This is a genomic window from Actinoplanes hulinensis (assembly GCF_019429605.1).
Classification (GTDB): domain Bacteria; phylum Actinomycetota; class Actinomycetes; order Mycobacteriales; family Micromonosporaceae; genus Actinoplanes; species Actinoplanes campanulatus.
Map to the genome: position 1 here is coordinate 153,689 of NZ_JAHXZI010000016.1, position 11,204 is coordinate 164,892.

Consider the following 11,204-nt stretch of genomic DNA (forward strand, 5'->3'; position numbering starts at 1 on the left):
GTGAGCATCAATCCGCCAGTCAGCGCGCGCACGACACCACCGGGCGCGGGCTGCGGCGCAAAACTTCGCGGGATCCTCCGGCGCAACTAGTGTGCAACGAGAGAGAGACCCCGGTCACGGCAGAGGAGCCGCCCTCATGAGTGAGACATTGGAGAACCTGTCCTCGGAGACGCGGCAGTTCCCGCCGCCCGCCGACCTTGCGGCGAACGCGAACGTCAAGGCCGACGCGTACGAGGTGGCCGCCGCCGACCGGCTGGCCTTCTGGGCCGAGCAGGCCGGGCGGCTCGCGTGGACGAAGCCGTGGGACCAGATCCTGGACTGGTCGAACCCGCCGTTCGCCAAGTGGTTCGTCGGCGGCGAGCTGAACATCGCCTACAACTGCGTGGACCGGCACGTCGAGGCCGGCAACGGCGACAAGGTCGCGATCCACTGGGAGGGCGAGCCCGGCGACACCCGCACGGTCACCTACGCCGACCTCCAGAAGCTGGTCAGCCAGGCGGCCAACACGCTCACGGGTCTCGGTGTGACCGCCGGCGACCGGGTGATGATCTACCTGCCGATGATCCCGGAGGCCGCGGTCGCGATGCTCGCCTGCGCCCGGATCGGCGCCACCCACAGTGTGGTGTTCGGCGGCTTCTCGGTGGACGCGCTGGCCACCCGGATCGAGGACGCCGACGCCAAGGTCGTGATCACCGCCGACGGTGGTTACCGCCGTGGCAAGCCGTCCGCGCTCAAGCCGACCGTGGACGAGGCGGTGGCCCGGACCGACCGCATCGAACACGTGCTGGTGGTCCGCCGGACCGGCCAGGAGGTCGCCTGGACGGACAAGGACAGGTGGTGGCACGAGACGGTCGAGCAGGCCAGCCCGGAGCACAAGGCGCAGGCGTTCGACTCGGAGCACCCGCTCTTCATCCTCTACACCTCGGGCACCACCGGTAAGCCGAAGGGCATCCTGCACACCACCGGCGGCTACCTGACTCAGGCTTCGTACACGCATCACGCGGTCTTCGACCTGAAGCCGGAGACCGACGTCTACTGGTGCACCGCCGACATCGGCTGGGTGACCGGGCACTCGTACATCGTCTACGGCCCGCTCTCCAACGGCGCGACCCAGGTGATGTACGAGGGCACGCCGGACACCCCGGACCGCGGCCGGTTCTGGCAGATCGTCGACAAGTACAAGGTGTCGATCCTCTACACCGCGCCGACGCTGATCCGCACCATGATGAAGTGGGGCGACGACATCCCCGCCAAGTACGACCTGTCGTCCCTGCGGGTCCTCGGCAGCGTGGGTGAGCCGATCAACCCGGAGGCGTGGATCTGGTACCGGCAGCACGTGGGCCGGGAGCGCACCCCGATCGTGGACACCTGGTGGCAGACCGAGACCGGCGCCATCATGATCTCCCCGCTGCCCGGGGTGACCGCCGCGAAGCCGGGTTCGGCGATGACCGCGCTGCCGGGCATCAGCGCCGACGTGGTCGACGACGAGGCGCGGTCGGTGCCGGACGGTGGCGGCGGCTTCCTGGTGCTGCGTGACCCGTGGCCGTCGATGCTGCGCACGATCTGGGGCGACGACCAGCGGTTCCTGGACACGTACTGGTCCCGTTTCGGCGCCGGCGCGGGCAGCGGCGACGAGTGGATCTACTTCGCCGGTGACGGCGCGAAGAGGGACGAGGACGGCGCGCTCTGGCTGCTCGGCCGGGTCGACGACGTCATGCTGGTCTCCGGGCACAACATCTCCACCACCGAGGTGGAGTCGGCGCTGGTGTCGCACCCGGCGGTGGCCGAGGCCGCGGTGGTCGGCGCGGCCGACGCGACGACCGGGCAGGCGATCGTCGCGTTCACCATCCCGCGCGGCAATGTCGACACCTCGGGTGACGCCGGTGAGGCCCTGATCAAGGACCTGCGCGACCACGTGGCCAAGACGCTCGGCCCGATCGCCAAGCCGCGTCAGATCATGCTGGTTCCGGAGCTCCCGAAGACCCGCTCCGGCAAGATCATGCGGCGGCTGCTTCGGGACGTGGCGGAGAACCGGTCGCTCGGCGACGTGACCACGCTCCAGGACTCGGCCGTCATGGACCTGATCTCCTCAGGTCTCCAGACGGCCAAATCGGAGGACTGACGACAGTCCATAGAGGCTGGTAGCGCGTCTGCGCTGCCAGCCTCTATGTCTTTTATGCCGGTATTGACAGTATGGCAAGGTCATACTGGATAACCGTTGGTCATCAATATGCTTTCAGTTCCCCGAACATCGGCTCGTTTGCATACGTTCACCTGAGTCCCGAACCCCGGGACCGTTTCACGCCGGACTCCACACCCGGAGCGCGGCATCGAAAACGGAGGTAAACGTAGTGCGCAAGGTGGTCGCAGGGCTGCTTGGCGCCGTGGTCGTGACCAGTGTCGGGGCGATGGCACCGACGATGGTCGCAGCGGCACCCCCCTCGGATCCAGTCCCGTCGTCAGCGGCCGGCGAGGCGGCCCACGTCGATGACCATGACCTGCCCAACCCCCTTGAGGAGAAGCGCCGCGCGTTGCGCGAGCAGGCAGTCTCCGAGGTGATCAGCGGTGAGGCCAAGGTCGAGACCCGAAACGGCAGCAAGGTCGTCAATCTGGGCCGGACCTACGGCAACGGGGGCTTCGGTCACCCCGGCAAGAACCAGTACGTGGAACTGGGCCGTGAGCAGACCGACAAGATCTTCGTGATCCTGACCGAGTTCGGCAACACGCGGCATCCGTCGTACCCGGACCAGGACACGACGACGCAGTACGCCGGCCCGTCGACCTTCGAGGGCCCGCTGCACAACGCCATCCCGGCTCCGGACCGGTCGGTGGACAACTCCACGGTCTGGCAGGCGGACTACGCGCCGGACTACTTCCGGAAGCTGTACTTCGGCACCGGCAAGGACGTCGAGTCGGTCAAGACCTACTTCGAGAGCCAGTCGTCCGGCCGCTACAGCGTCGACGGACAGGTCTCCGACTGGGTCAAGGTGCCCTACAACGAGGCCCGCTACGGCCGGTCGAACGACAACCCGATCGACGCCAACGGCGACGACCCGGCCGTCTGCGAGAGCAGCAACTGCACCAACGTGTGGGCGCTGGTCCGGGACGGCGTGAACCAGTGGTACGCGGACCAGAAGGCGGCCGGCAAGACCGAGGCCGAGATCAACGCCGCGCTCAAGGAGTACGACGTCTACGACCGGTACGACTTCGACGGCGACGGCAACTTCAACGAGTCCGACGGCTACCTGGACCACTTCCAGATCGTCCACTCCGGCGGCGACCAGGCCGACGGCGACCCGCAGCAGGGCGAGGACGCGGTCTGGAGCCACCGCTGGTACGCCTACTCCAGCAGCGCCGGGGCGACCGGCCCGGACTTCAACAAGCTGGGTGGCACCCAGGTCGGCACGAGTGGCCTGTGGGTCGGTGACTACACCATCCAGCCGGAGAACGGTGGCCTGAGCGTCTTCGTCCACGAGTACGCGCACGACCTCGGTCTGCCGGACGACTACGACACCAGCGGGCGCGGCGACAACAACAGCGAGCACTGGACGCTGATGGCGCAGAGCCGTCTCAGCGCCAAGAACGACCAGGGCATCGGCACCCGCCCCGGCGACCTCGGCGCGTGGAACAAGCTCCAGCTGAACTGGCTCAACTACGAGACCGTCAAGGCCGGCGCCAAGAAGGTCGTCAACCTGGGCCCGGAGGAGTACAACACCAAGAAGAAGCAGGCCGTCGTGGTGAACCTGCCGGACAAGCCGGTCACCACCAACCTCGGGGCTCCGTACACCGGATCCAAGCAGTTCTTCTCCGGCAACGCCGACGACCTGAACGTCTCGCTGTCCACGCCGATCGACCTGACCGGCAAGACGACCGCGAGCTTCAACGTCAAGGGCCGCTACGCGATCGAGCTGGACTACGACTACCTCTACGCCGAGGCCTCCACCGACGGCGGCGCGACCTGGACGAAGCTCGACGGTACGGCCGCGGGCGCGCCCTTCGTCAAGGACGGCGCGGGTGCTCCGGCGATCAGCGGCACGACCAAGGACGCCTGGGTCGACATCACCGTTCCGCTGGACGCGTACGCCGGCAAGAAGTTCGACTTCCGGCTGCGGTACGTGACCGACGGTGGCGTCTCGGAGGGTGGCTTCTTCGGTGACGAGCTGACCGTCACCGCCGACGGCGCCGTGCTCAGCACCGAGGGCGCCGAGGCCACCTCGACCTGGACGCTCGATGGGTTCACGATCGTGGGCGCCTCCGTCACCCAGAGCTACCCGAACTACTACATCGCCGGCTACCGCAGCTACACGTCCTACGACAAGTACCTGGCGACCGGGCCGTACAACTTCGGCTTCCAGAACACGAAGCCGGACTGGGTGGAGCACTACAACTACCAGCAGGGCCTGCTCATCTCGTACTGGGACACCTCGCAGGTGGACAACAACACCAACGAGCACCACGGTTCGGGCCGCAACCTCTACATCGACGCCCACCCGAAGCCGTTCCTGAACCCGAACGGGGTTCCGTGGCGGTCGCGGGTCCAGGTGTACGACGCGCCGTTCGGCTTCTACCCGACCGACGGGATGAAGCTGCACCTCAACGGCGTGGAGTCGGTGATCAAGCCGCTGCCCGGCAACCCGGTCTTCAACGACAAGGACAAGTACTACTACGAGGAGCTGCCGAACCACGGCGTCAAGCTCCCCGCGGTCGGCGTCAAGATCGCGGTGCTGAGCCAGGTCGGCACGTCCATGACGGTCGCCGTCTTCTGATTCGCACGGCAACACGCGGCGCCCGGGTCGACACGGCCCGGGCGCCGTTCCACGTTCGGGAACCGATGGCCCCGGCGATTCGTCCTACCTTCGACGCCTCACCCGGGAAGGATTCAGTCATGCGCGCTCGTCCTCCGTACCGGATCGGTCTGGCTTTGACGGCCGTGGCGATCGTCGCCGGCTGCGCCTCGCCCCCGTCCCTAGGCACTCCGCCGGCGTCCTCCTCGTCCTCGACGGCGCCGACACCATCGGAAGCACCGCCGTCGGAAGCACCGTCGCCGGAAGCACCGTCGTCTACGGAGCCTCTGCCGACGATCACGTTGACGAAGAAGCCGCCGAAGGAGCCCACCGATCCGCAGCCGAGCACCGGCTGGCTGGCCGGAATGGTCACCCGTGGGGGTAAAGGTCCGTGTTACGGCATGATCGCCGACGACGGCCAGCGGTACGCGCTCTACTCCACCGCGGGCGTCGAACTGGCCAAGGGCGACCGGATCAATGCGCGCCTGGAGACCACCATGCTGCGCATCTACTGCGGTCCGGGCACCCTGATGGCGATGACCGAGGTGGAACGGATCAAATGATCACGGTGTGGCTTGATTTCCGCACTGCCCGGCATCATGCGTGACAGCGGCGCATAGGCTGACAGGATGGGCGGTCGGGTGGACGAGTCGTGCGTGCTGACGGAAGGACCGTGGAAGCACCGGTTCGTCGGCGCGAACGGCAGCCGGTTCCATGTCGCTGAGGTCGGCACCGGCCCGCTCGTGCTCTTCCTGCACGGCTTCCCCGAGTTCTGGTGGGCCTGGCACGACATCATGGTCCGCGTCGCGGACGCGGGCTTCCGGGCCGCCGCCATCGATCTGCGTGGTTACGGCGCGAGCGACAAACCACCCCGGGGGTACGACGGCTACACCATGGCCGCCGACGTCACCGGCCTGATCCGGGCTCTCGGCGAACGGTCGGCCACCGTGGTCGGCGCGGGCGCCGGCGGCATGATCGGCTGGGCGGCCGCCTCGTTCCACCCGAAACTGGTCAACCGGCTCGTGGTGCTCGGCGCGGCGCATCCGCTGCGGTTGCGGGCCGCCCTCTTCGCCGACCCGCGGGGCCAGCTCTCCGCGTCGGCGACCGTCCTGCGATTCCAGGTGCCGCGCTTCGAGCACGTGCTGACCCGCGACAACGCCGCCCTGGTCGGCGAGCTGATGACCCAGTGGTCCAGCCCGCGGTTCGCGGCCTCACCGGAGTTCGCGGAGTACACGGCCCGCTGCCGGGAGGCGATGCAGATCCCGCAGGCGTCGTTCTGCGCGCTGGAGGCGTACCGGTGGGTGGCGCGCAGCGCTCTGCGGCTCCAGGGCTACCGGTTCGTGAAGCTCATGCAGCGGCCGTCGAGTGTGCCGACCCTGCAACTGCACGGCGAGCTGGACACGGCGGTGCTGCCCCGCACCGCACAGGGTTCGGGACGCTATGTAACCGCTCCGTACGAGTGGCGGCTGATTCCGGAGGCCGGGCACTTCCTCCATCAGGAGACGCCGGACATGGTCACCGGCGAGATCCTGCGCTGGCTCAAGACCCCATCCTGAGCAGCCCCTTAGGCTCGCCTTAAGTGATCTTTAGTGGACCGGTCAAGACCGCTCCGCCTGGCTTAGTGTCACGGTCGTGGGAACGGTGGCACCGCTCCCAGACATGCCACTCAACGTAGCCGCGCCCGGCAGAACGACGCAGTCCCCCACCGTCCCGACCGATGCCCGGCGACCAATCCCCTTTCTCTCCTCGCCGGTCACGGGCATCGGAACGGACAAGGGCTCCCCGCCTCCGAGGCGGGGAGCCCTTGCCAACTTCTGTGTCTCGGCCCTGCGCCGGGTCAGATGCGGTGCTCGTAGCGGTCGCGAACCTCGCCGGCCGGAGCCCAGCCCTGGTAGACGCCGTAGTCGAACTCCTCGAGCCCGAGCTGGCGGGCCACCGGGGCGCGGCCACCGGTGTACTCCAGGCGCAGCCAGTTGTCGGCCTCGGCCAGCACGATGAACGGCTCACCCCGCCAGGTGCAGAGGGTCCGGACGTAGGACATCTCGTCGTACTCGTCCGGATCCAGGACACGGACGAACCGGCCCGGCCGGATCTCCTCGAAACCGTCGAGCGCTGTGGTGCTGTAGATCCGGACCCGGTCGCCGTCGGGCGCCGCGTCGAACTCCTGCCCCTGCCAGGAGACCACGTAGCCGTCGCGCATCACTGCTCACCCACCCGGCGCCACAGCGGGCCGTCCATGTCGAAGATCGCGATCATCCGCTCATTGCCGTCCGCATCGACGCGCCACAGCTGTGCGCCGTGCGGCAGCCGGACACTGTCCACCTTGAACTCGGCGATGACGTCACGGCCCTCACCGGGCGCGAACCCGTTGCCGCGGAACGGGGGCCGCTCGATCACCCAGCCGTCCATGGCACGCAGCGCCTGCTCGTTCTGCCCGCCGTACGGAATCCGGTACAGGCTGGGCCGGTACGCCGGCCAGCGCAGCACGAACGCCTCCTTGGCGTCCGGTTGGAACGGGGACGCCTCGTAGTACAGCCCCAGCGCGCCGAACAACTCCCCCGGAGTGCTCAGGTGCTCGACCTCGGAGGCCCGGTGCACGAACCCGGCCACCCGGTCGTAACCCCGGTCCAGGTAGTAGTCGACCTGCTCGGCGGAGATCGTCTTCTGCATGACGGTGGCCTGCTGCGCCTCGTCGCTGGCCGGCTCCGGAGCCGGCACCGGAGTGGTCGGCGTCTCGGTGACCGGGCTCTCGGCGGGCTCGGCGCCGAGACCGGCCTCGGTGGCCCAGTTGGCCAGCGCGATGATCTGGGCGCCCGGATACTTCGCCCCGACCGGCGTGCCCGGGTTCACGGCGAACGACCAGGCCGGGTCGGGCCAGTTCCGGATCAGCTCGTAGAAGCGGACCCCGACCGTACGGGTCGGCTCGCCGAAGTGCTCGGAGAGGCGGTCCTTGCTGGTGAAGACGATGAGGTAACGCTCGCCCTCCACCTCCTCCGGCAGGAAGGCGAAGCCGGACTCGCCGGGCGCGCTGCCCGGACGGGAGTGGCTGGCGACCGGCACCAGGACCTTGGCGAGCAGCAGCGTCGACAGGAAGACGTCGGTGTTGCCGGTGTCCGCGGCATCCTGCAACTCGCGCTCGACATCGTTGGCCGGGACGAACTCGGCGGCGGCCGGCCCGCGTGCCCCGGTCGACGAACCCGCGACACCCAGGTTGGAGGCCCCGGACGGGGTATAGCCGGCGGTCGACACGGGCAGCGCCTGCGTCGCGAAGGTCTGCGTCGCGTAGGCGGAGGCCGGGCTGCCCTGCGGCGGCAGACCGTAGGCGATCGGACTGGGCGCCGTCGCCGGGTAACCGACGGACGCGGCCGGAACGGCGGAACCCTGACCGGGCCGGTCGAACCCGGACCCGGACGGGGCCGAGTAGGCCCGGTCGGCACCCGCGGCGCCCGGGATCACCGGTGGAATCAGGTTCGTCTTGGTCGTGGCCGCGGGATGCTCCTCGGGGCTCGGCGCGACGGGCAGCGCCGGTGCGATCGAGGGCGGCGGCCCGGAGGGGCCGAAACGGTCCGTGGACGGCGGCGGGGCCGCGCGGTCCCACGCCGCCGGGGCGGGCGGTTCGGTCGCCGGAGCACGGTTCACGCCGAGCGCCTGTGCGGCGGCGGCCATCGAGGCCGGACGCTCGGACGGCGGAGTGACCTGGCGGCGCGGCAGGCCACCGGGCCCCGGGCTTCCCGCTCCCGGACCATCGGCTCCCGGACCAGCGAGATCGGGGCCACCGAGACCCGGTGCGGACGACGCCGGGACGGAGGGGCTGACCGGCTGCGGGCCGGCGGCCGGGACGGAGCCGCCACCGGCCGAACCCGGGCCGAAGCCGGACCCCGGCGAACCCGGACCGAACCCGGACCCCGGCGAACCCGGGCCGAACCCAGGCGCGGGTGAGCCCGGAACGGGGCCGGCGACGGACGGGGCAGAACCGAAATCGGGGGCGGGTGAACCCGGAACAGGCCCGGCAGAGCCGGTAGGACCGAATCCGGGCGCCGGCGATGCCGGAGCGGGACCGCCCGCGGGAGAGGCGGGACGAATCGCGGGCGCCGGCCGACCGGCGTTGCTCACATTCGTCGAGGAAGGGACGAACCCGGCCATGCTCGACATGGAACCGCCGCCGGAAGACTGCCCAGGCTGGCGCCGCGGCAGAGCGGCACCCCCGATCGGTGAGCCCGACGACGGCGCGCCGCCGAACGGAGCACCCGCGGGCGGAGCGCTGCTGAACGGGTCAGCTGAGGGCGGGGCGCTGCTGAACGGAGCACCCGCGGGCGGGGCGCCGGCGGGCGGCGCACTCGCCGGGAGGGTGCCGCTGGGCGGGCCGCTCGCCGGGCGGGCGCCGGTGTTCCCGGCCCAGCTCGGGTTGATCTGCGCCTCAGCCGGGTCATACGGCGCGACGTGCTCGGGCACCGGCGGCGTGTTGGCCATCGGGGTGCGCGTCGGCAGCGGCGCGCGCAGGTCCTGGAGCGGCCCGCGCGGGTCCTCCTCGGGGCTGAACGGCATGCCGGGCCGCTCCCACCCGGGCGTGGCCATGCCCGACCCGGAAGCGCTCCGACCGGACGGAATCCCGGAGGACGGAACCGCCGACGCCGGCGCGAGACCGGGCGGAACGGACCCCGGGCCGACCGGGCTCTGCGGTGCGCCCGAAACCGGGGGCACCGGGTAGGCCGCTGGCGCGGGCGGAGCCTCGTAGGCGGCCGGAGGCGGGTAACCGGCGGACGCGGGCGGAGCCGGCGGCTGGTAGCCCGCGGGAGTGGGCGGGACCGGCGACTGGTAGGCAGCGGGAGTGGCCGGAGCGGTCGTCGCCGCCGGCGCGCGCACCGGCAGGCCGCTGGACGCGGTCCCGCTGGGCGTCCGCACCGGCAGGCCACCCGGCCCGACCGGAGGCTGTGCACCGCCGATGGCGCCCACCGGCGGGGCGCCCGGCGCCGCGGCGGCCGGCGCCTGGTCATAGGTCGGCCCACCGGCCGCGCTCTCCCCGGCCCGGCTCGCCGCCAGCGCCGCCGCGCCGAGCTCCTGGATCTTCGAGGTGGTGTGCGCCTCACGCCCGGGCCCCCGGGTGGGCAGCCGCAGGTCACCGCGAGCGAGCTGGGCCACGAACCAGGCCGGCAGGTAGCCCTCGATCGGCAGGCCGGGGTTGACCGCCAGCCACCACTCGAGGTTGGGCCAGGTGTTGGCCAACTCGGAATACGGCACCCGCCGCGCCGAACCGGCGTAGTCGGCGAGACAGGCCCGCAACGCCGCATTCGACGTGAACGCCAGCACATGGGTGCGGCCGCCGGTGCTCCAGGTGCCCCAGCCGAGCGGCGCGAGGCCGGCCAGTACGTCGGCGGAGACCGGTAACAACAGGTCGACACCGGCGAGAATGCGGAAGTAGGACTCCTGGTCGTCGGTGCGCAACGCATCGCGCATCGCAACCTCGGCGTCCGTAGCCGGTTCCCACTCGGACACGTCCACCCTCTCCCCACGCGTGCCAACGAGCCAACTCAACGCGTATAACCTACAAGGTCAGGCCACAATCACAATGGGCGGCGGTGTGCTGACAGGTAGGTCGCAACATCGGCACGCCGGGGACGAGATCACCCACGCCTCACAGGCGCTCATTGATCACCTGACGCGATCATTCAACAACCGATGGTAACCGCGAGAGCGGGGTAGACCATTACGCGAATGGGCGACCCCGACAGCTCACTGGAACCGCTGGGTCGCCGACCGCTCGGTGTCGAGGTAGTCGTTGCACGAGTGGTCCACGGCGCCCTTGATGTGCCGCAGGATGTGCGACAGGTCCTCGGAGGCCTGCCGCCACTTGGCTTGACGCTCCGCGTACGCCTCCTGGGCCGAACCCTCCCAGGTCTGGACCAGCGGGCCCGCGTCGCGCTCGAGCTGGTCGAGGTTCGACCGCAGCGTGTTCAGCGCCTTCTCGATGTCGGCGCCGGCCTGCTGGAGCGCGCCGAAGTTGACGAGCAGAAGACCGTCATTCATGGGATTCCTCCGATCGATCAGAGCGGCAGAGTGAACGTGCCGCCGGTCTGGCTGACCCGGGAAGCGGCATCGCTGTCGGCCGCGTCGTAACTGGTGCCGGACGAGCGAATCGCCTCGGCGGTCTCGGCGAGCGCGTTGTTGAGGCTGTTCAAGTCCGTCGCGTACTGCTGCTTGACGTGCTCGAACGCGTTCGCGCCCATGCCCTTCCAGGAACTACTGAGAACCGACAACTCGGACATCAGCGTGCTCAGCATGCTCTGCAGCGCGGCGTTCGTGTCGTCGAACTTGGTGGCGGTACTCGCCATCACCGCGGCTTCGGCTTGCGTCTGCGCCATCGGACGTCACCCCTCCCGTTCAGAAATCCGATTCGGACCAACGCTTCATCGACGTGGGCCA

The 11,204-nt window shown here is 69.9% G+C and carries 8 protein-coding genes and 1 pseudogene; 4 read left to right on the forward strand and 5 right to left on the reverse strand.

What is annotated here, in order from left to right:
- Positions 1–136 precede the first annotated feature (136 nt).
- The 4 genes from acs (at position 137) to KZ829_RS28665 (ending at position 6,340) form a co-directional block, all read left to right on the forward strand.
- Positions 137–2,122 (forward strand): acetate--CoA ligase, encoded by a 1,986-nt coding sequence (gene acs / locus KZ829_RS28650; RefSeq protein WP_220147023.1) that lies wholly within the window; start codon positions 137–139, stop codon positions 2,120–2,122.
- Between the two features lie 286 nt (positions 2,123–2,408).
- Positions 2,409–4,766, forward strand: coding sequence for an immune inhibitor A domain-containing protein (locus KZ829_RS28655; protein WP_220147024.1), 2,358 nt, complete (start codon positions 2,409–2,411; stop codon positions 4,764–4,766).
- A gap of 320 nt (positions 4,767–5,086) precedes the next feature.
- Positions 5,087–5,347 carry a hypothetical protein gene (locus KZ829_RS43360; RefSeq protein WP_246636408.1) on the forward strand — a complete coding sequence of 87 codons (261 nt, stop codon included), beginning with the start codon at positions 5,087–5,089 and terminating at the stop codon, positions 5,345–5,347.
- A 66-nt stretch (positions 5,348–5,413) separates the two neighbouring features.
- Positions 5,414–6,340 (forward strand): alpha/beta fold hydrolase, encoded by a 927-nt coding sequence (locus KZ829_RS28665; RefSeq protein WP_220147026.1) that lies wholly within the window; start codon positions 5,414–5,416, stop codon positions 6,338–6,340.
- A 281-nt stretch (positions 6,341–6,621) separates the two neighbouring features.
- Here KZ829_RS28665 and KZ829_RS28670 read toward each other — a convergent pair whose 3' ends face one another.
- From KZ829_RS28670 to KZ829_RS28690, 5 genes and pseudogenes are all read right to left on the reverse strand, one after another.
- Positions 6,622–6,987 carry a UCP033725 family protein gene (locus KZ829_RS28670; RefSeq protein WP_220147027.1) on the reverse strand — a complete coding sequence of 122 codons (366 nt, stop codon included), beginning with the start codon at positions 6,985–6,987 and terminating at the stop codon, positions 6,622–6,624.
- The gene (locus KZ829_RS28675) at positions 6,984–9,359 is read right to left on the reverse strand and encodes an SseB family protein (RefSeq protein ID WP_220147124.1); all 2,376 of its coding nucleotides are present in this window, start codon (positions 9,357–9,359) and stop codon (positions 6,984–6,986) included. Before KZ829_RS28675 ends, KZ829_RS28670 begins: the two co-directional genes overlap by 4 nt.
- A gap of 504 nt (positions 9,360–9,863) precedes the next feature.
- Positions 9,864–10,277, reverse strand: a pseudogene (locus tag KZ829_RS45035) (SseB family protein); the annotation flags it as partial.
- 237 nt (positions 10,278–10,514) lie between these two features.
- Complete coding sequence (locus tag KZ829_RS28685) at positions 10,515–10,808, reverse strand: WXG100 family type VII secretion target (RefSeq protein WP_220147028.1); 294 nt, start codon at positions 10,806–10,808, stop codon at positions 10,515–10,517.
- A 17-nt stretch (positions 10,809–10,825) separates the two neighbouring features.
- Positions 10,826–11,143: a WXG100 family type VII secretion target gene (locus KZ829_RS28690; protein ID WP_183225896.1), complete on the reverse strand. Its 318-nt coding sequence runs from the start codon at positions 11,141–11,143 to the stop codon at positions 10,826–10,828.
- Positions 11,144–11,204: the final 61 nt, after the last annotated feature.